13 protein-coding genes are annotated in these 23,425 nt (G+C 34.3%); all 13 read left to right on the top strand.

Annotated elements, in window-relative coordinates:
- The 13 genes from DKT72_RS08690 to DKT72_RS08630 all read left to right on the top strand — a co-directional run bounded on the left by DKT72_RS08690 (position 1) and on the right by DKT72_RS08630 (position 23,415).
- Positions 1–1,878, top strand: coding sequence for a sodium:solute symporter family protein (locus tag DKT72_RS08690; protein WP_111308343.1), 1,878 nt, complete (start codon positions 1–3; stop codon positions 1,876–1,878).
- A gap of 81 nt (positions 1,879–1,959) precedes the next feature.
- Positions 1,960–2,925, top strand: a complete 966-nt coding sequence (locus DKT72_RS08685; protein WP_111308342.1) for a glycoside hydrolase family 130 protein — start codon at positions 1,960–1,962, stop codon at positions 2,923–2,925.
- A 4-nt stretch (positions 2,926–2,929) separates the two neighbouring features.
- On the top strand, positions 2,930–4,003 hold the full coding sequence (locus tag DKT72_RS08680; RefSeq protein WP_111308424.1) for a carbohydrate-binding family 9-like protein: 1,074 nt from the start codon (positions 2,930–2,932) through the stop codon (positions 4,001–4,003).
- A gap of 7 nt (positions 4,004–4,010) precedes the next feature.
- Positions 4,011–5,129: a putative glycoside hydrolase gene (locus DKT72_RS08675; RefSeq protein ID WP_111308423.1), complete on the top strand. Its 1,119-nt coding sequence runs from the start codon at positions 4,011–4,013 to the stop codon at positions 5,127–5,129.
- An 8-nt stretch (positions 5,130–5,137) separates the two neighbouring features.
- Positions 5,138–7,381, top strand: a complete 2,244-nt coding sequence (locus tag DKT72_RS08670) for a GH92 family glycosyl hydrolase (protein WP_111308341.1) — start codon at positions 5,138–5,140, stop codon at positions 7,379–7,381.
- A gap of 11 nt (positions 7,382–7,392) precedes the next feature.
- Entirely contained in the window at positions 7,393–8,409 is a 1,017-nt protein-coding gene (locus tag DKT72_RS08665) for a glycosylasparaginase (RefSeq protein WP_111308340.1), read from the top strand.
- Complete coding sequence (lacZ, locus tag DKT72_RS08660; protein WP_235841663.1) at positions 8,348–11,557, top strand: beta-galactosidase, LacZ type; 3,210 nt, start codon at positions 8,348–8,350, stop codon at positions 11,555–11,557. Before DKT72_RS08665 ends, lacZ begins: the two co-directional genes overlap by 62 nt.
- A gap of 5 nt (positions 11,558–11,562) precedes the next feature.
- Complete coding sequence (locus tag DKT72_RS08655) at positions 11,563–13,935, top strand: glycoside hydrolase family 20 protein (RefSeq protein WP_111308339.1); 2,373 nt, start codon at positions 11,563–11,565, stop codon at positions 13,933–13,935.
- 5 nt (positions 13,936–13,940) lie between these two features.
- The gene (locus tag DKT72_RS08650) at positions 13,941–15,266 is read left to right on the top strand and encodes an alpha-L-fucosidase (RefSeq protein ID WP_111308338.1); all 1,326 of its coding nucleotides are present in this window, start codon (positions 13,941–13,943) and stop codon (positions 15,264–15,266) included.
- Positions 15,267–17,612 (top strand): GH92 family glycosyl hydrolase, encoded by a 2,346-nt coding sequence (locus DKT72_RS08645; protein ID WP_220628106.1) that lies wholly within the window; start codon positions 15,267–15,269, stop codon positions 17,610–17,612.
- A 37-nt stretch (positions 17,613–17,649) separates the two neighbouring features.
- Positions 17,650–19,134 (top strand): alpha-L-fucosidase, encoded by a 1,485-nt coding sequence (locus DKT72_RS08640; RefSeq protein ID WP_111308337.1) that lies wholly within the window; start codon positions 17,650–17,652, stop codon positions 19,132–19,134.
- Positions 19,135–19,197: 63 nt separating this feature from the next.
- Positions 19,198–21,060, top strand: a complete 1,863-nt coding sequence (locus DKT72_RS08635; RefSeq protein ID WP_111308336.1) for a sialidase/neuraminidase family protein — start codon at positions 19,198–19,200, stop codon at positions 21,058–21,060.
- Between the two features lie 102 nt (positions 21,061–21,162).
- Entirely contained in the window at positions 21,163–23,415 is a 2,253-nt protein-coding gene (locus DKT72_RS08630; RefSeq protein ID WP_111308420.1) for a GH92 family glycosyl hydrolase, read from the top strand.
- Positions 23,416–23,425: the final 10 nt, after the last annotated feature.

Below are 23,425 nucleotides of genomic sequence, written 5' to 3'. Positions count from 1 at the left end.
ATGGATATTATTGATTTAAGTATTATTATAGGTTATATCCTGTTAACCATAGGTGTTGGTATTTGGATTTCTAAAAAAGCGTCAAACGGATTGGACGATTATTTTCTTGGTGGAAATTCCATTAAATGGTACTACTTAGGATTGAGCAATGGTTCTGGAATGTTTGATATTTCTGGAACTTCCTTAATGGTTGGATGGCTTTTTCTATATGGCGCTAAAAGTTTTATGTTCATGTGGCTTTGGCCCATTTGGAACCAAATTTTTGTGATGATGTTCTTAGCTATTTGGATACGTAGATCTAAAGTGATGACGGGGTCTGAGTGGATTTTAACACGCTTTGGAAATGATAAAGCAGGTAAAGCATCTCATATTATTGTAGCTGTTTTTGCTATTGTTTCTGCCATTGGATTCATTGCTTACTTTTTTGAAGGCATAGGTAAATTTATGACAGTTATTTTGCCTTGGGATATGACACTTCAATTTGATGACACCCTTATCTTTAATTCAGATCAATCGTATGCCTTGATTATTATTTTATTAACGACTATCTACACCGTTAAAGGAGGTATGTTTTCTGTAGTTGCTACCGAAGTGTTACAATATGGCATTATGGTTATTGCGGGGGTACTTGTTGCAGGATATACCCTTATTTATTTTACAGATGTTCAAATAAATGCTGTGATTTCAGAAGAATGGAGAAATATTTTCTTTGGCTGGGAGCTAGACACACATTGGAGTTCTAAATACCAAGCCTTTAATAATTTAATTGATTCTGAAGGCTACAAAATGTTTGGAGCTTTAATTGGGATGAGTTTATTCAAGGGGTTTTTCGCAAGTATTGCAGGGCCTACGCCAGGTTTTGATATGCAACGAATACTTTCCACAAAATCGGTTAAAGAAGCAGCTTATATGAGTGGGTTTACCAACCTAATTTTATTTATCCCAAGATATTTGTTAATTGCTGGTATTGTCGTTATTGCACTTGTTACGTTAGCTCCAGAAATGGCTGCGAACCCATCACTTAATGGTTCTGATTTAGAAATCATATTACCAAGAATCATCAATTTTCATGTGCCCGTAGGTATTAAAGGGTTGCTTCTTGCTGGTCTTTTGGCAGCGTTTATGTCAACGTTTTCTGCTTTTGTAAATTCTGGGCCAGCCTATATAGTAAATGATATTTATAAAAAGTATTTTAAGCCTAAAGCTACGAGTGAGCATTATATTAAAATGAGTCACATAGCATCGTTTTTGGTTGTAGGCTTGGGTGTCTTTATGGGCTTTTTTGCAGATTCTATTAATTCACTAACACTTTGGATTACAAGTGCTTTGTATGGTGGCTACGTAGCAGCTAATTTTTTAAAATGGGTGTGGTGGCGTTTTAATGGTTGGGGCTATTTTTGGGGCATGCTCTCAGGACTTTTAGTGGCATCGCTTCAATTTGTATTAGATCAAAATAAAGGAAATTTTGAAGTGGGATCATGGTTATATAATTTGTCAGAATTACAAGCCATCTATTTATTTCCAATAATATTTGGGGTTTCTATTATAGGATGTTTGTTAGGAACATTATTGACTAGGCCTACAGATATTTTTGTTTTAAAAGATTTTTACAAAAATGTAAGACCATGGGGTTTTTGGGCTCCTGTTTATAAAACATTAAAATCTGAAGATAAATCTTTTACAACAAATAATCATTTTGCAGGTGATATGTTAAACTGTGTTATAGGAATTGTGTGGCAATCAAGCATGATTGTGTTACCTATATTTCTTTTAATTAGAGATTATTCAAAAACACTGGTTTCATTATCTGTTTTTTTGGTGACCACAATCATCTTAAAATATACATGGTTAGATAAAGTTAGAAGATTAGAAGATTAATAAATTAAGTTCTATATTAATCCACTCTATCTTAAATTGAAGAAAAAATCAAATGAAGTTCAATAATAAAAAATAATAAAAGTGAGTAATATTCCTTGGCAAGATAAACCTGAAAATTGCAATGACGTCATGTGGCGGTATTCTGAGAACCCCATTATAAACAGATATGCAATACCATCCTCTAACAGTATTTTTAATAGTGCTGTTGTGCCTTTTGAAGATGGCTTCGCAGGTGTTTTTAGATGTGATAACAAAGCGGTGCAGATGAATATTTTTGCAGGTTTTAGTAAAGATGGTATCCATTGGGAGATCAACCACGAACCTATTGTGATGCAAGCAGGAAACACAGACATGATAGAGTCTGATTATAAATACGATCCGCGTGTTGTGTTTATTGAAGACCGCTATTGGATTACCTGGTGCAATGGGTATAATGGACCAACAATTGGCATTTGTTATACATTCGATTTTAAAGAATTTTTTCAGTGTGAAAATGCCTTTCTTCCTTTTAACAGAAATGGGGTATTGTTTCCGCAGAAAATAAATGGGAAATACGCCATGTTAAGCCGTCCGAGTGATAACGGACATACACCTTTTGGCGATATTTATATTAGCTATAGTCCAGATATGAAATATTGGGGAGAGCATCGTTGTGTTATGAAGGCCGCGCCTTTTGTAGATAGTGCATGGCAGTGTACTAAAATAGGAGCTGGACCCATCCCAATTCTTACTAATGAAGGTTGGTTGATGTTATATCATGGTGTTATTAACACCTGTAACGGATTCCGTTATGCCATGGGAGCAGCTATATTAGACGAAAACAAACCCGATACTGTAAAATATAGAACTCAACCTTATTTATTGGGGCCAGCCGTATCTTATGAGCAAAATGGAGATGTGCCCAATGTGGTATTTCCATGTGCAGCATTGCATGATATCAAAGAAGATAAATTAGCCGTTTACTATGGTGCTGCCGATACGGTTGTTGCCATGGCATTTGGAAAGCTAAGTGAAGTTATTGAATTCACAAAAAACAACAGTTTATAAAATTATGCAGTTACAACTGAGGTTATTAGTAATAGCAACTTTTTGTAGTTCTTTATTGGGTTGTGCCCAACCTAGTAAGGAACTAATTCCAAAACAATATATAGCATATAAAACTGCTAAAAATATTGTTATTGATGGAGATGAGTCTGATGCATCTTGGGATAAAGCCCAATGGTCTGATGCTTTTATTGATATTGAAGGTGTAAATAAACCTAAATACAATACAAAAGTAAAAATACTTTGGGATGATACGTATTTTTACATCTTGGCAAAACTAGAAGAACCTCATGTCTGGGCGACTTTAAAACAGCGGGATACCATCATTTTTTATAATAATGATTTTGAAGTGTTTATAGATCCAGATGGCGATACTTTTAATTATTACGAATTAGAAATAAATGCGTTAAATACCGCTTGGGATTTGTTTATAAACAAACCTTACAGAGAAGAAGGCAATGTGGTATTGAATGATTGGACGCTTACAGGGTTAAAATCGGCTGTTAAAGTAAATGGAACAATAAACAATCCTAATGATATTGATAAAGGATGGGTACTGGAAATGGCCATTCCTTGGGCTGCTTACAAAACATCGTATTTCCATGATAATGTTCCTAGAGATCGCTTTTGGAGAGTAGATTTTTCTAGAGTGAATTGGCAACACACCATAACAGATGGACGCTATGCCCGGAAAAAAGATGCTAATGGCAAGTTTCTTCCCGAGTACAATTGGGTATGGTCTCCCATGGGCGTCATCAATATGCACGAGCCAGAAAAATGGGGCTATGTCTATTTTTCTTCAAAAGAAGTTGGTGCTAAAGATAGCTTTGATATTCCGCAAGACGATAAAGTTAAATGGGAATTGTATAGTCTGTACAGGCGCCAAAAAGCTTATTTCAAAACACATGAATCTTGGGCAACGTCTATAGATAGTATTTCAAAAGAACCCATTTCTGTTGATGGTAACCTATTAAAGCCTTCTTTAGAAAATCATAAAACGGGGTATACTATTTCAGTAAAAAGCCCTTTTTCAAATAAAACTCTAATCATTAAAGAAGATGGTACAATTATTTCAAAATAAACAAGCAATGAAACTCATAAAACTAAGCCTTATTGTATTTACACTTGGTATTTTTTCATGTGTGAATAAAGAAACAGAAGCAACCAGTACTGAGCCATCAGAAACGACAGAAGCAAAAACACCTTTTGACTTTGGCGTTTGGATTTCGGCCGATGCCAAAAAAACTAATGAAGCGTACACCAAAGAATTTGAAAAATACAAAAGTGCTGGGATAGATGAGGTTTTAATAAACACAGGAACAGATCCAGAGTTATTAAAACGATTAGTACCAGTTGCTACCAAGCAAGGTTTAAAAGTACATGCTTGGATTATGGCTATGAATAGACCAGGAGATTCCATAGCACTGCAACATCCAGAATGGTATACCGTTAGTAAGGAAGGGAAATCGTGTTACGATACACGCCCGTATGTAGATTATTACCAATGGTTATGTCCAACAAGAAAAGAATCAAGAAACCATGTGTTAAGTTTGGTTGAAGGTTTGGCAAAAGTTGATGGTATTGAAAGTGTACATTTAGACTACATTCGTTTTTCAGATATCTTTTTACCAATAGGATTGCTTCCAAAATACAATTTGGTTCAGGATACAGAATTACCACAATTTGATTTTTGCTATTGTGATGAGTGTGTGAAAGCATTCGAGAAAATTCATCATAAAGATCCTAGAAAAAGCAAAAACACATCCATAGATATGGAGTGGAAAAACTTTAGGTTAAATGCGATTAAGTCTGTGGTGGATGATGCTTATAAAATTGTACATAAGTACGATAAAAACTTAACAGCTGCCGTATTTCCTTATCCAGAAATGGCAGATCATATGGTTCGTCAACGTTGGGATAAATGGGATATTGATGAGGTGTACCCAATGATTTACCATGGGTTTTATAATGAAGAAGTAGATTGGGTTGGTTATGCAACAAAACAAGGCGTAACAGATTTAGAAGGTAAACGAACTAAAGTAAATACAGGTATTTATTTACCAGCATTTAAAACTGAAGAGGAACTAAAAGAGGCTATTGTGTTGGCAAAAGAAAATGGAGCTAAAGGCATTTGCTTTTTTGATGGACCTGCTTTAACCGAAGCAAACTTAAAGACGATTAAAGAAACGAAAGCTAGCTTAAAATAAAGAACGTAATGAGTAAATATGGTTTTATATATTTAGTATGTGCATCGTTATTATTTAATTGCGGGCAATCTAAAAGTATAGATTCTATAACGTTAACTCATTACGTAAACCCTTTTATTGGTACAGACGGCCCAGGGAATACCTATCCTGGAGCTACTGTTCCTTTTGGAATGGTGCAATTAAGCCCCGATATTGGTATTCCTGGTTGGGACAGAATTGCAGGTTATTTCTATCAAGATTCAATTATTACCGGTTTTTCACACACCCATTTGACAGGGACAGGTGCTGGCGATTTGTACGATATTTTAGTGATGCCTAAAAATAGCAGGTTTTCTAAACGAATTGCAGCCAATAATTATAAACCATTTTCTAGATTTTCTCATGATAAAGAAAAAGCGTCACCAGGATATTATCAAGTAGATTTATTGGATTATGGCATTAAAGCAGAACTTACGACAACCGCTAGAACAGGCATTCATAAATACACCTTTCCAAAAGATAGTTTATCACAAATTCATATCGATTTAGGCTATGCCTTAAATTGGGATGCACCAACAGATACTTATATTCATGTGGTGGACAGTACAACTCTTGAGGGTTATAGAAAATCTACAGGTTGGGCAAAGGATCAACGCATCTATTTTGTTATACAGCTTTCAAAACCTTTCAAATCGTACCAGATTTTTAAGAACGATACGCTTGCAACAAATCCAGTTGATGCTAAAAATTCAAAAATCATTTTAAATTATAAGACTTCTGATAATGAAGTTATTATTTTAAAAACAGGACTTTCAACAGCATCCATACACGGTGCTTACAAATCTCTTGAAGTAGAAGCACCCGATTTTAATTTTGAAGCCTACAAAGAAAAAGCAAATGACATTTGGGAAAAACAGCTGGAAAAAATAACGATTGCAACACCCGATGAAAATAAGAAGGTTATTTTCTATACCATGCTATATCAATCTATGTTAGCACCAACCTTATTAAGCGATTATGATGGCGAATACAAAGGTGCTAATGATAGTATTATGAGAGCAGATGGTTTTGATAGATACGATACTTTTTCATTATGGGACACATATCGAGCAGCTCACCCATTATATACCATAATCCATCCAAAGTGTGTATCGGATATGGTGAATTCGTTACTGGCACATTATAAAGAAACAGGCTTGCTTCCGGTTTGGTCTATGCAGGGTAATGAAACCAACATGATGATTGGCAATCATGCCATTCCTGTGATTGTAGATGCTTATTTTAAAGGCATTAAAAAGTTTGATGTGGGTTTAGCCTATCAGGCTAGCAAAGAAAGTTCTATGGTCAATTCAAGACAGTTAGATGTTTATAAAACCTTAGGTTATGTTCCTGCTGATGATAAAAATGAAAACTGGTCGGTTTCAAAAACATTAGAATATGCTTACGACGATTGGTGTGTTGCTCAATTTGCAAAAGCATTGAATAAAACAGATGACTATAATTACTTTTTAAATCGTTCTGAAAATTGGAGAAACGTTTACGATTCAAAAAGCACATTTATGCGTCCAAAATTGGCAGATGGTCATTTTATAAAGGAATTTATTCCTAAAGAGTATACGCCTTATTTCTGCGAAAGCAATGCATGGCAATACTTTTGGTCGGTGCCTCAAAACATTGAAGGTTTAATAGAATTAGTTGGAGGAAGTGATGCTTTTGAAAAAAAGCTGGATTCTATGTTCTCTTTAAATCCATTACCAGAAGACAAATTGCCTATTTTCAGTACAGGAATGATTGGCCAATACGCACATGGAAATGAGCCGAGTCATCATGTAGCCTATCTATACGACTATATTGGTAAATCTTGGAAAACCCAAAAATTGGTCAGAGAAATTTTAAAAACGCAATATAAAAATGAACCTAATGGACATTGTGGAAATGAAGATTGCGGACAAATGTCGTCATGGTATATATGGGGTTTTTTAGGGTTTTATCCTGTAAATCCAGCTCAAGGTGTATATGCTTTTGGTTCTCCTTTGTTTGATGAAGCAACCATTCATTTAGAAAATGGTAAAACGTTTGTGATTAAAACAATTAATAATAGTGATAGTAACATCTATATAGAATCCATAAATTTAAATGGAGAAAAAATAGATAGACATTATATCACACATAAAGAAATTATGCAAGGAGGCGTTTTGGCTTTTACCATGGGAAATTCCCCAAATAAAAATACTAAAAACAAAATGGCATTATCCTCTAAAATTTATAATTAAAAAATAAGCATATGTCAAACAGAAGAGATTTTATAAAAAAAACGGCTTTAGGAACTATTGGAGTAAGTACACTGTTAAGTTCTAAAAATATAGAAAAAACTGAATCAGTAGAAACATCTGCAATCATAAAAGCTCAAAAAAAACCATTGATTATTTCTACATGGAATCATGGTTTACCAGCTAATGAAGAAACTTGGAAACAATTAAAAAACGGAAAACCAACCTTAGATGCCATTGAGGCAGGCATGAAAATACCCGAAGCCGATCCTAAAATAAGAAGTGTTGGTTATGGTGGTTATCCCGATAGAGAAGGCAAAGTAACACTAGATGCATGCATAATGGATCATAATAGTGATTGCGGATCGGTTTGTTTTTTAGAAGGGATTATGCATCCTATTTCGGTAGCGAAACGAGTCTTACAAAACACACCACATGTCATGTTATCTGGTGAAGGAGCTCTTCAATTTGCATTAGAGGAAGGCTTTAAAGAAGAAAATTTGTTAACGCCAGAATCAGAAGCAGATTGGAAAAAATGGTTGGAAGAATCTAAATACAAACCCGTTATAAATATTGAAAACCACGATACCATCAGTATGTTGGTCATTGATGAAGATGGAAATATATCAGGAGGTTGTACCACAAGTGGTGCCGCTTGGAAAATGCATGGTCGTGTGGGCGATTCCCCAATTATTGGTGCAGGATTATTTTTAGATAATGAAGTTGGTGGAGCTGCAGCAACAGGTTTAGGCGAGGCGGTAATAAGAACAGCAGGAAGTGCCATGGTGGTCGAATTAATGCGTCATGGAAGAACGCCTTTTGAAGCTTGTAAAGAAGTTGTAGAGCGCATTTATAACAAGCATAAAAATCATAAAGATATGGAGTATTTGCAAGTTGGTTTTATAGCGGTCAATAAAAAAGGAGAACATGCTGGATACAGTTTAAGGTCTGGTTTTAACTATGCCGTTTATGATGAAGATAAAGGAAGCAGAATGGAAGATGCAAAGTTTAAAATGTCTTGGTATAATTAAAAAAATGAAAAACACCGCTTACATCATTGGATTTTTAATAGCATCATTAACCATTAAGGCTCAAAACAGCGAGCCTTTTTGGTTAAATGAAAAGATTAATGAAGACAATAGAATGACTATGCATGCTTCGTATTATGTATATGAAAACGAAGCGCTAGCAGAAAAGGGCGACTGGAAACAATCAAAAAATTATTTAAACTTAAATGGTATCTGGAAATTCAAATATTTAGAAAGTCCAAATGATCTACCAAAAGACTTCGAAAAAACAGATTTTAAAGATGTATCATGGGATGATTTTAAAATCCCAGCCAACTGGGATGTAAACGGCTATGGCTATCCTGTTTACACCAATACAACGTATGATTTTGCACATTGGATGACTGTAAATCCACCGTTTGTTCCTGTTGAATATAATCCTACGGGCGTTTATAGAAGAGACATTACTATTGATGAAAATTGGAAAGGCAAAGATGTCTTTCTTCATGTTGGTGCCGCAAAATCGAATCTTACCGTTTGGGTTAATGGTGTTTATGTGGGCTATGGTGAAGATGGAAAGTTGCCACAAGAATTCAATCTTAGTAAATTCTTAAATGTTGGTAAAAACACCATCGTTTTTAAAATTATGAAATGGAGCGACGGGTCTTATTTAGAATGCCAAGATTTTTGGAGAATGAGTGGCATTACAAGAGATACGTATTTATACACAAGAAACAAATCGCACCTAATCGATTTTGAAATGCGTCCAGATTTAGATGCTTCTTATGAAGACGGCACTTTAAAAATAACAACGCAATTTTCAGATTTTAAAAAGAAAGATCATTATACATTAGAGGTTCAATTAAAAGATAAAGAAACACTTATTACTTCAAAAAGTTTAACTCTAAATGAATCAACTCACAAAGAAACTTTTAATTTTTCAGTAAAAAACCCAAAAAAATGGAGTGCAGAGATTCCTAATCTATACCAAGTCAACTTCATATTAAAAAATAAAAAAGGTAAAGTTGTTGAAGTCATTTCGCAAAATGTTGGCTTTAGAAAAATAGAAATTAAAGACGGGCAACTTTTTGTAAATGGATTAGCGGTTTATATAAAAGGCGTGAACCGTCAAGAAACAGATCCTACCACAGGGCAGACGATTTCTAGAGCTAGAATGGAAGAGGATGTAAAGTTATTGAAGCAATACAATATCAATGCGCTTAGAATGTCACATTATCCTAATGATGAATATTTCTATGAATTGTGTGACCAATACGGTATTTATCTTGTAGATGAAGCCAATTTAGAATCGCACGGCATGGGGTATGAACTTAATAAAACATTGGGAAATAAACCTGATTGGGAGTTGGCTCATTTTCAAAGAATAAGCCGGATGGTTGAACGGGATAAAAATCATCCGTCTGTCATTATTTGGAGCATGGGTAATGAAGCAGGTAATGGATACAATTTTTACCGAGCATATTTGTGGTTAAAAAACAGAGACTCATCAAGACCAATACAGTACGAAAGAGCTTCTTATGCGGGTTGGGATGGGAAAAGCATGAAATTTGATTGGGATTCCGATATTATCAATCCGCAGTACAGTGCGCCTACGGGAATGGAAGACTATATTGTTGCTAACCCAAACCCTAGGCGTCCTTATATTCTTAGCGAATATGTACATGCTATGGGAAATTCGATGGGTAATTTTAAAGACTATTGGGATGAGTTTAGAGCACACAAAAACTTTCAAGGTGGTTTTATTTGGGACATGATCGATCAATCCATTTATAAAACAAAAGAAGACGGTACGGTCATTTTTGCTTATGGAGGAGATTTTGGGCCAAAAGATGTTCCGAGTGATAATAACTTTTTAAACAATGGCGTTTTTAACCCAGAGCGTCAGCCCAATCCACATGCTTTTGAAATGCGAAATGTATATCAAAACATTTTAACTTCTTGGGAAAAGAAAGAGATAGCAAGTATAAAAGTTTTTAATGAATTTTTCTTTAAAGATTTGTCTAATGTGAGTTTACATTGGCAATTTGTTTTGGATGGTGTTGTAGATAGTAAGGGCACTATTGAGCATTTGGATATTAATCCACAAGAATCCAAAAATTATGTTTTGCCAATTCAATTAGAAGGGAAAAAGTTTCAAGAAGCATTTATCAATGTCAGTTATCAGTTGAAAAAAGAAGAACCCTTTTTGCCTAAAGATTTTGAAATTGCTACCGAACAATTACATTACAAAGGCCAGTGGAAAAATGATATAAAAACGGAAGGTTTAGCAAAATTTCTGGTTGATAAAACAGCAAATAGCATCACATTTAAAAGTGATAAATCAGAAATAACCTTTGATAAAGAAACAGGATTTATTTCTGATTATACTTTCGAAAATCAAGCTATTTTAAAAGAAGGCTATCAATTGCGACCAGATTTTTGGAGAGCACCAAATGATAATGATATGGGAGCAAATTTGCAAATAAAACTGAGGGCTTGGAAAGAAGCTATGGACAATCCAACGTTGATAGATTGGGCATATACAACCACAAAAGATCATAAAACCAATATAAAAGCAGTTTATAATTTACCTCAAGTATCTTCAAAATTGACATTAAATTATGAAATAAATAGCAATGGTGAATTGTTGGTGAAACAATCATTAAAAATGAATGAAAACAAAGAAACACCCATGTTGCCTAGGTTTGGTATGGAAATGATATTGCCAAAAACATTCAATACTATAGCGTATTATGGAAGAGGACCTTATGAAAATTATATCGACAGAAATTACAGTGCTAAAGTTGGGCTTTATAATCAAACTGTTTCAGAACAATATTACCCGTATATCCGTCCACAAGAAACGGGTAATAAAACCGATGTTAGATGGCTTGACTTATCAAACAATAACATAAAATTGCGTGTGGAGTCTAATGATTTGTTTGGCATGACGGCATTGCATTATTTAACCCAGGATTTAGATGACGGCTTAGAAAAGCACCAAAGACATGCAGGAGACATAAAAGAAAGAGATTTAACAAGTTTCAAAATTGATTATAAACAAATGGGAGTAGGAGGGATTGATAGTTGGGGAGCATGGCCTATGGAAAAATACTTACTTAAAGCAAAAACATACCAGTACCAATTTAAAATTACGCCATCTTTAAAATAAATAAAATGAAGACATTACATCCAATTTTAATCGCAATTTTAGTCACGGTTTTTTGTTCATGTGCCAAGCAAAAGGTATTTACAGAAAAGGACATTCAAATAATTCCTAAACCAGTAGAGTTAAAACTTTCAGAAGGGACTTTTGAGTTTTCAGAAGATACCAAGTTTGTCGTTGCGAATGCCTTTCAAGAGGAAATCTCTGGGGTTTTAATTTCAAAATTTGAGGCGGCTACTGGTTGGGAACCAGAAATGACCCATGTTGCTCCAAAAAGCAATTATATACAATTTAATGTTGATGATACTTTAAAAGAGGAAGCGTATCAATTAACGGTAACTAAAGACCGTGTTATCATAACGGCTAAAGATAATGCAGGTTTTATTTATGGATTCGAAACTATCAGACAATTGCTTCCCGCTGCTATTGAAAGTAAAGCTGTTGTTTCAAATATAGAATGGGTCATTCCAGCTTTAACGATTAAAGATCAGCCACGGTTTCAATATAGAGGGTTGATGTTGGATGTATCACGTCATTTTTTTAATGTTGATTATGTAAAGAAAACTATAGATCGCTTGGCAATGCTTAAATTGAATGTATTGCATTTGCATTTAGTTGATGACCAAGGGTGGCGAATTGAAATAAAAAAGTATCCTAAATTGACAGAAGTGGGTGCTTCTAGAAACGGAACTATAGTAGGACATTATCCAGGAATTAAAAATGACAATAAAATTGAGAGTGGGTTCTACACACAGGAGCAAATAAAAGACATCGTTGCTTATGCTACAAATAAGAATGTTACCATTATTCCAGAAATTGAATTGCCAGGTCATAGTAGTGCAGCAATTTCAGCATATCCTTATTTAAGTTGTTTTCCAGATGAGCCAACCAGTGTTCCACACAATATGATGTCTAAAGCTTCAAAAGAACTACAAGAGAAAGGTCAGGTAAAAATTGTACAAGAATCATGGGGTGTATTTAAAGATATTTATTGTGCGGGCAAAGAAGATACATTTTTGTTTTTAGAGAATGTGTTAAATGAAGTTTTACCATTATTTCCATCAAAATATATTCATATTGGAGGTGACGAAGCCATAAAGCCTCATTGGAAGATTTGCCCCAATTGCCAAAAAAGAATCAAAGATGAAGGCCTTAAAGATGAGCACGAACTACAAAGTTATTTTGTAAAAAGAATAGAGAAATTTATTAATTCAAAAGGGAAAAAAATAATAGGATGGGATGAAATTTTAGAAGGCGGTTTAGCACCTCAGGCAACGGTAATGAGTTGGAGAGGTACGGCAGGAGGAATTGAAGCAGCAGAACAAGGGCATGACGTAATAATGACACCAGGAACATATTGCTATTTTGACCATTACCAAGGGCCTCAAAACGAAGAGCCTTTGTCAATTGGAGGCTATCTTCCTATAAGTAAAGTCTATGAATTTGATCCTGTTGTAGAGACTATGACACCCGAAGAAGCAAAACATGTGCTAGGAGGTCAAGCTAATTTATGGGCTGAATACATACCAACAACAGAGCATTCTGAATATATGATTTTTCCAAGATTAGCTGCTATGTCTGAAGTTTTATGGAGTCCAAAAGAATCGCGCGATTGGGATGATTTTTCTTCGAGAATTGAAACCATGTTCAAACGCTATGATTATTTGGGTATCAACTATGCTAAAAGTATGTATTTAATAACCTCTAAAGTCAGTGTGGATTTAGATAAGAAGGCTGTTTATATATCGTTAAAAAATGAATTTCCAAACGCAGATATTCGTTATGTTTTAGGTGATAAACCTATGGATGAAACTGCTACAAAATACACAGATTCAATAGCACTTAATGAAACAACTATTGTAAAGGCGTCATTGTTTAAAAACAATAAACCAGTTGGTAAGGTTTTTACAGATACTATCAAATTTCATAAAGCGGTAGCGCACAAGGTTACTTATTTAACACCATACAGTGATAATTATAAAGGAGCTGGTGCTTTTGGAATGGTCAATGCATTGCGTGGAACCGAAAATTTTCATGATGGGCAATGGCAAGCATGGTTGGGAGATGACATGGGAATTATTATAGATTTAGAAAAAGAACAAACAATACATCAAGTAACTGTTGGTTCAATAGAAAGTCAAGGGTCTGGTATTTATTTTCCAACATCTGTAAAAGTATATGTTTCTGAAGATGGAGAAAGTTATAAAGAAGTTGGATATATTGAACGCCCATTTGCAATCAATTCAAAAACAGAGTTAAAAGATTTTAAAATTGATTTTGACCCCATAAAAGCAAAGTTTGTAAAAGTGATGGCAACCAATTTAAAAACGACACCAAGTGGAGGTGATGCTTGGTTGTTTGTTGATGAAATATTAGTCAATTAAAAAGAATGAAGAGTTTAAAGATTATATTGATTTTATGTTTTCTAACGATACATCAAGTTGTCGGGCAGGAAAACGAATTGCCCAAAGACCAACGCTTGGCATGGTTTAAAGATGCCAAATTAGGGATCTTTATTCATTGGGGAATTTATGCTGTAAATGGGATTGATGAATCATGGTCTTTTCATAATAATTACATTTCATATGAAGATTATATGAAACAATTAGAAGGGTTTACTGCTAAAAATTATAATCCCGAATATTGGGCTAAGTTAATCAAAGAAAGTGGCGCAAAATATACCGTAATCACCACAAAACACCACGACGGTGTTGCCCTTTGGGATACCAAACAAGGTGATTTAAGTGTAGTGAAAAGAACACCTGCAAAAAAAGACGTACTAACACCATTTGTAAAAGCCGCTAGAAAAGAAGGCTTGAAAATAGGCTTATATTATTCGTTGCTTGATTGGTCAAACCCTAATTACCCTAATTTTTTAAGAGATGAAAAACGATATACAGATGATGCAAAACGATGGGCAAAATTCACCAAATTTAATTTCGGACAAATAGAAGAATTAACAAAATTTAACCCTGATTTATATTGGTTTGATGGTGATTGGGAACAATCGGCCGAAAAGTGGAAAGCCAAAGAAATCCGTAATTTATTATTAGAAAAAACGCCAACAACCATCATCAATTCTAGGTTGCAAGGCTATGGTGATTATGCCACACCAGAACAAGGCATCCCAATAACAAAACCAGATAGTAAATATTGGGAGTTGTGCATGACCATGAACAATTCCTGGGGCTATCAACCAAACGACACCAATTACAAATCTGTCAATCAAATTATTCGCATTTTGGTTGATTGTATCAGTATGGGCGGTAATTTACTATTGGATATCGGCCCTAAACCAGATGGCACTATTCCACAAGAACAAATAGATATTTTAAAAGGTCTAGGTAGATGGACTAACAAACACAAGAGTGCTATTTATGGTACACGTGCAGGCATTCCTTTTGGACATTTTAATGGTTATACAGCGTTGTCAAAAGACAAAACCATTTTGTATTTGTATGTTGATAACAAACCCAACGGTCCCTTGTTAATAAAAGGCTTGAAAAATAAAGTAAACAGAGCTTGGGTAGTTGGTAATGGTACAAAATTAAAAACTAATGTGGTTGGGAAACAATACTGGAGTGACGTGCCAGGGTTGTTATATATAGATTTACCCGAAGATGTACAAGACCAAGATGTGACCGTTATTGCCATACAATTGGATGGAGAAGTTGATTTATACAGAGAAAAAGGACAAGTAATAGAAAGTAATTAAATGGAAGGATTAGATAACAAGATTAAATTATTAGTGTGTTTTATGGCATTACTTAATATGTCATGTAATCAAGTAAAGGAACAGTCCAATGCAAATTGTATGGTTCAAAATACTGATTTGGTAGATTTTGTAAATCCATTGATGGGAACCGATTCAGATTATAGTTTATCCAATGGAAACACCTATCCGGTTATTGCAACACCTTGGGCAATGAATTTTTGGACACCCATGACATCTAAAATGGGAGATGGTTGGACTTACAAATACGATTCCAATAAAATCAGAGGCATTAAACAAACTCATCAACCCAGTCCTTGGATTAATGATTATGCAGCGTTTTCGTTAATGGCGGTTACGGGCGATTTGAAATTTCAAGAAGACGAACGTGAATCGTGGTTTTCACATAAAGCTGAAACTGTAAAACCCTATCATTACTCGGTTTATTTAGCTGATTATGATGTAACAGCTGAAGTTGTTCCAACAGAAAGAGCGTCGCAATTTAAGTTCACATTTCCAAAATCTGAAACATCATACATTCTTCTTGACGCGTTTTTTAAAGGGTCAATGGTTAAAATTATTCCTGAAGAACGTAAAATTATAGGCTATTGTAGAAACAACAGTGGTGGTGTTCCCGATAATTTCTACAACTATTTTGTAGCCGAATTTGATAAAGATTTTGAAATCACAGATACATGGACCGATGGCTGGAAATTAATCGAGAATTCAACTGCAAGTGAAGGAGATCATGTTGGAGCTATTATTGGATTCAAAACCAAAAAGGGTGAAGTTGTTCACGTTAAAGTGGCATCATCATTTATTAGTCCAGAGCAAGCAGAATTAAATTTAAATAGAGAAATTGGAACAGATACGTTTGAACAAACCAAAGAAAAAGCAAAACAAACATGGGAAAAGGAATTAAATAGAATTCAAATAGAAGACGATAATATAGACCATATCAGAACATTTTATTCATGTTTATACCGTGTTTTGTTGTTTCCAAGAAAATTTTACGAGTTCGACAAGAACAATGAAGTTGTACACTACAGTCCATATAACGGGAAAGTACTTCCAGGCTACATGTTTACAGACAATGGTTTTTGGGACACGTTTAGAGCGGTGTATCCATTTTTTAATATGATGTATCCAGATTTGAATAGTCATATTATGGAAGGTTTGGCAAATGCGTATAAAGAATCTGGTTGGCTTCCAGAATGGGCAAGTCCAGGTCATAGAGACTGTATGGTTGGCTCAAACTCGGCGCCTATAGTCGTTGATGCCTTTTTAAAAGGCAATGTTAAAGAGAAAGATGTAAATATTTTGTTTGAAGCGATTTTAAAAAATGCAACGGTTGAAGCAGGACGACCTGTAAAATCTGTTGGTAGAGAAGGGTTAAACTATTACAACACGTTAGGCTATGTGCCGTACAATGTAGGAATCAATGAAAATGCAGCACGAACTTTAGAATATGCTTATGCCGATTTTACTATTGCAGAAATGGCAGAAAAACTTGGAAAAACAGAAATAGCAGATAAATACTTCAAACAAGCCATGAATTATAAAAATGTGTTTGACCCTTCAACAAATTTAATGCGTGGTAAAAATAAAGATGGTAGTTTTCAAGCACCATTTAATCCTTTAAAATGGGGCGATGCGTTTACCGAAGGGAATAGCCTGCATTATACGTGGTCAGTATTTCAAGATGTTCAAGGGTTGATAGATTTAATGGGAGGCAAAAAACAATTTGCTTCAAAATTAGATGAAGTTTTTGAAATGCCGCCAACGTTTGATGATTCCTATTATGGACAGACCATTCATGAAATTAGGGAAATGCAAGTGGTTAATATGGGAAATTATGCGCATGGCAATCAACCCATTCAACACATGATTTATTTGTACGATTATGCAGGAGAACCTTATAAAGCACAAGAGAAAATACGAGAAGTACTTACCAAATTATACGCTGCAACACCAGATGGTTATTGTGGTGATGAAGATAACGGACAAACCTCCGCTTGGTATGTGTTTAGTGCTTTAGGATTTTATCCAGTAACTCCAGGGGTTAATCAGTATGCGATTGGGAGTCCTTTATTTAAAAAAGCAACACTTCATTTAGAAAACGGTAATACTTTTGAAATTGATGCAAAAAACAATTCAAAAGATAATTTTTACATAGAGTCTGCAAGTTTAAATGGGAAACCCTATTCTAATAGTTTTGTAACGTTTGAAGATATTCAAAATGGGGGAACATTAGCATTTCAATTAGGAAGTTCGCCCAATAAAAATTGGGCAAGCAAATCTGAAAACGTACCATATTCTTTAAGTAGTCAAAAGAAAAAAAGTAATTAAATAGTAACAATAATTAATAGCATTAAAAATCACAAAAATGAAGAATAGAATAGCAATTATCATCATGTTATTTACTGTCAAGATGTTTTCGCAAGCCATTTACGAAGATGAACGATATGTACCTGAAACAGATCCATTAGTTTTAAAAAATTTAGATGAATGGCAAGGAAAAAAATTTGGATTGTTAATGCATTGGGGAACATACAGTCAATGGGGTATTGTAGAATCGTGGTCCATATGTCCTGAAGATTATGGTTGGTGTGAGCGTAAAAAGGGAAGCAATCCTCAAAACTATTTTGAATATGTAAAAGAATACGAAGGCTTAAAGAAAACCTTTAATCCAACAAAATTTAATCCAGAAAAATGGGCTAAAGCTGCTAAAGATGCTGGGATTAAATACATGGTATTCACAACAAAACACCACGATGGCTTCAATATGTTTGATACAAAGTATTCAGACTATAAAGTTACAAATCCTGAATGTCTTTTTAGTACAAATCCTAAAGCAAACATTGCTAAAGAAGTTTTTAACGCATTTAGAAACGAAGGTATGTGGATAGGGGCTTATTTTTCTAAACCAGATTGGCATAACGAAAACTATTGGGATCCTTATTTTCCTCCTTTTGATAGAAATGTGAATTATGATCCAATATTATATCCTGAAAAATGGAAAAAGTATGTAGATTTTACTCATAATCAAATTTTAGAATTACTTACAGATTATGGTAAAGTTGATATTCTATGGCTAGATGGTGGCTGGGTAAGAAAAAGAGATAGTTTAAATGTCAAACAAAATTATGACGAGAAATTTGCAGAGAATACATCTGGAAATGGATTTATAAAACATAGAGTAGTTGAGCAAGATATTAAAATGGACGACTTGGTGGTAGAAGCACGCCAAAAACAACCCGGTTTAATCGTTGTTGATAGAGCGGTACACGGCAAAAATCAAAATTACCTAACACCAGAAAATCGCGTTCCTGAAAAAACATTGCCTTATCCATGGGAATCTTGTATTACCTCTGGCGGCGGATGGTCTTACACACCAGATGCTAAATATTTAACAGGTAGACAAGGCATTCACATGCTTATTGATATTGTTGCAAAAGGCGGAAACTTATTGTTAAATGTGGCTCCAGGACCTGATGGCGAATGGCAACAAGGTGCATATAACTTATTAACAGATTACGGAGCTTGGCTGAAAGTAAATGGTAGTGCTATATACAACACAAAACCTATAGAACCATTTAAAGAAAACAACATTTGTATGACGCAAAATAAAGAAGGTAATGTGTTTTTATTTTATATGGCGAAAGAGGGTGAAGATAAAATCTCTTCTGAAGTTGTTGTAAAATCTATCAATCCTAAAAAAGGGACTAAAATAACCATGCTTGGTTCTAAAAAGGCATTAAAATGGACAAAATTAGAAGACGGTTTTAAAGTCATTATTCCAGAGGAATTAAGAAATAATTTGCCTTGTAAAGAAGCTTGGGCCATAAAAATTGAAAAAATTATCAGATAGATAGTTTTCAAAGAACAAATTGAAGACAACTCAAAATAAATAGTTTAAATAGCATATAAAAAAATGAAGTATTTAACTATAATAATATTCAGTATGTTTTTCCAATGTATATTGGCACAAACAGGTAGTGTTTATGAACCTGTTCGCTATATAGGTGGGGAATTTATTGATCCGTTTACACACGAAGCAGGTCTTCGTTATGCCATTGGTGTAGAAAACATTCAAACCGTGCGAGCCAATCGTACACATCCAGAATTAAGTGATGGGTTTGGCTTTACATACAATCATGCATCTAATTTAGCATATTGGAACGGGCAGTTTTATCAGCAGTATATTAGCGGGGAAGCAGACGAACATATGCCACCAGTACAAACAATGTTAACGACTTCAAAAAATGGTAGAGATTGGAGTTTTCCTAAGGTCGCTTTTCCTCCGTACCAAGCTCCAGAAGGAGTGGCTATTCCAAAAGGCTCCACAGGTTATATGATGCACCAACGCATGGGGTTTTATGTAGCACCAGACGGAAGATTACTTACTTTAGCATTCTACGGTCACACCGAAAATCCATTTGGAAAACAAGGTATTGGTCGCGTTGTTCGCGAAATTTATAAAGATGGTAGTATGGGACCTATTTATTTTATAAGATATGATAGCCAAACAGAATGGAATGAAACGAATACTTCTTATCCTTTTTATAAAAAGTCAAAAGATAAAGGCTTTGTTGCTGCTTGCGATGCTTTGTTAAAAGATACATTAAGAACACTTCAATGGTTTGAAGAAGATAACGGTAAAGATGGGTTCTATAGCTTTAATAAATCTGAACAAGCTTTTAATTGGTACAAACGTAAGGATGGGAAAATTGTAGGGCTTTGGAAAAAGTCTTACACAGCGCTTTCCGACGATGGTGGAAAAACATTTTCAGACCCAATTAAAGCAAATACCTTAGTTATGTCTGGAGGAAAAATGTGGGGGCAACAGACCGAAGATGGTAAATATGCAATCTCATATAACCCAATAGACCAAACACAATACCGTTTTCCAATGTCTGTTATTACGAGTAACGATGGTATTATTTATGATAATCTTTTGTTAGTGCAAGCAGAAGTTCCTCCAAGACGCTTTTATGGAAGATGGAAAGATTTTGGACCTTGTTATATGAGAGGAATTACTCCAGGAAATGGAGATGCTCCAGGTACTGATATGTGGATGACTTACAGCATGAACAAAGAAGATATATGGGTATGTCGTATTCCAACGCCAATTAAATATGAGGTTAATGAAGATGTAAACGATGATTTTGAAAATATGGCTATTGAAGGCACCATTACAGACTGGAATACCTATTCAACAAAATGGGCCAAAACAAGACTGGTTAAAGAAAGCAATGGTAATAAATGTATTCAATTAATTGATGAAGATCCTTGTGATTACAGTCGCGCCATTCGAGTGTTTAAAGAAGGAACAAACATTGCCTTAAGTGTTAAAGTGAAAGTTGCTGTCATAGATACAACTCAATTTGACATTAACATAACAGACCGTTTTGGGAACGGCCCTATACAAATAACATTCGATAATGATAATTTTATAAAAACTACCGAAAGTTCAGGTATGAAACCGTTAATGCGCTTTAATATAGGAGATTGGTACACTATTAAAATTAACTTAAATACACATAACTTGGGTCGTTATTCTATAATGATAAACGATAAACTAATTGCAGAAAACGTACCTGCTTTAATGGCTGTGAAATCTGTAGAAAGAGTATCGTTTAGAACAGGTGCTTATCGTAATTTTCCAAATAGAAAAACACCAAACGAAGTTAAATCACCACCATTACCAGGCGCAGATGAGAAGCAAAACCTTTCAAACTATTTTATTGATGATGTTTTTGTTATATCAAGAACTGGTTTAAACTTTTTTGATTGAAGTATAAAAGAACCATTTTTTAGCCAATTATGAAAAGTTTAAACGCATTCCAAATAAAGAATGATGATTAGTAAGAGAAAATTGTTCATAGAATTAAAGTATATGTTTTTGAAATTAAATTTCAGAAAAAATACCATTGCCCTTTTTGTTATTGGAAGTACACTTTCTATGGCAATGTTTGCGCAACAGCCAGCAGATTACGTAAATCCATTTATAGGTACCTCTAATTTCGGAACAACCAATCCTGGCCCTATTGCTGTTCGGGGTATGGTAAATGTATCGCCTTTCAATGTTTCAGGTCTACAAAACCTGCCTTTTGAGAAAGATAGTCGTTGGTGGTCAACGCCCTATGTAAATGAAAACACTTTTTTAACTGGTTTTAGCCATGTAAACCTTAGTGGTGTTGGTTGTCCAGAATTAGGTGTCATATTAGCAATGCCAACAACAGGAGATATTGAAACCAATCATGTAAAATATGGTTCAACGTATTCCAATGAAATTGCTTCAGTAGGATATTATTCAAATATAATAGATAAATATAATGTAAAGGTTGAAGTTACAGCAACAACAAGGGTTGGTGTGAGTAAATATCATTTCCCCGCAGGTAAATCGAATATTTTATTGAATTTAGGTTTGGGTCTTACCAATGAAGAAGGTGCTATGGTAAAAGTAGTTTCTCCAACCGAAATTGAAGGGATCCGATCTGTAGGGTCTTTTTGTTATTATAAAGCAGAAGAGGCTTATCCAGTATATTTTGTAGCTCGTTTTTCTGAAACCGCAAAAGAATTTGGCGTATGGAAAAAACCTAGAAAATATAATGGCTTAGAAGCTCAATGGATGGATTATAATGGTAAAACAAGATTAAAAAAAGGTTATACAAAAGAAGTTGTAGGCGATAGTATTGGTGCTTATATGCGTTATGATTTTAAAAAACCAACTACTGTTGAGTTAAAAATTGGTGTTTCTTATGTAAGTATTGAAAATGCAAGACAGAATTTAGAAAAGGAAACCAATGGTAAAACTTTTAATGATATTTTATCTGATTCAAAAAAAGAATGGAATTCTTATTTATCAAGAATTAAAGTAGAAGGTGGATCGGAAGATGATAAAACGATTTTTTATACAGCTCTTTACCATACATTAATTCACCCAAATACTTTAAATGATTACAATGGCGAATATCCTAAAGTAAAAACAAGAGAAACATTAAAAACAAAAGGGACACGCTACACTACGTTTTCTTTATGGGATACCTACAGGAACTTAAACCAATTGATGAGTTTGGTATATCCTAAACAACAATCAAATATGGTAAAAAGTATGTTGCAAATTTATGATGAGTCTGGCTGGTTGCCAAAATGGGAGCTTAATGCAACCGAGACAACCACAATGGTTGGTGATCCTGCCGGAATTGTAATTGCAGATACTTATTTGAAAGGAATTAGAGATTTTGACATTAATAAGGCCTATAGTGCTATGCTAAAAAGCGCTACGCAAATTGAAGATAATCCTTTAAGACCTGGATTAAAAGATTATATAACTAAAGGGTATTTAACTACAAAAACAACGCAAAGTGGTTCTGTATCAACCACACAGGAATATAATGCAACAGACTTTGCTATTGCGCTTTTAGCTAATGAGTTAGGTAAGGAACAAGATTATAAAATGTTTTCAAAACGATCTATTTCATACCGAAACCTATTTGATAAAACGTTTAATCTTTTGCGACCCAAAAACGATGATGGTACTTGGTTAACACCTTACAATCCAGATTATGGTGCTAATTTTCAAAAAAACTTAGGTTTTATTGAAGGAAATGCATGGCAATATACATTTATGCTTTCTCATGATATTAATGGGTTAATTAAATTAATGGGAGGTTCAAAAAAATTCATAAATAAGTTACAAGAGGTCTTTGATAAAAATCAGTTCGATATGGCAAACGAACCTGATATTGCCTATCCTTATCTTTTTAATTACGTAAAAGGTGAAGAATGGAGAACCCAAGAAATGGTACAAGCTTTAGTTAAAAAATATTTCCAGAACAAACCCGCTGGTTTACCAGGAAATGATGATACAGGGACCATGTCTGCATGGTTGGTTTATTCTATGATGGGAGTGTATCCTTTAGCTCCAGGTGAACCAAAATATACAATTACAACTCCAATGTTTAACAAAATAACCATCACATTAGATGCTAATTACTATAAAAACAAAAATATAGTTATTGAGCGCGTGTTAAATAATAAAGGAAAAATTAAAAGTATTGAGGTTAATGGAAAAAAGCATAATAGCTATTTCATTACTCATGAAGAGTTGGTAAATGGAAACACTTTAAAAGTGATTCAGAATTAAAAAAAAATAT

Origin of the sequence: Confluentibacter sediminis, assembly GCF_003258355.1 — a bacterium.
Classification (GTDB): Bacteria; Bacteroidota; Bacteroidia; order Flavobacteriales; family Flavobacteriaceae; genus Confluentibacter; species Confluentibacter sediminis.
Note: the sequence above shows the minus strand (reverse complement) of the source record. Positions and strands in the feature narration are given on the sequence as shown.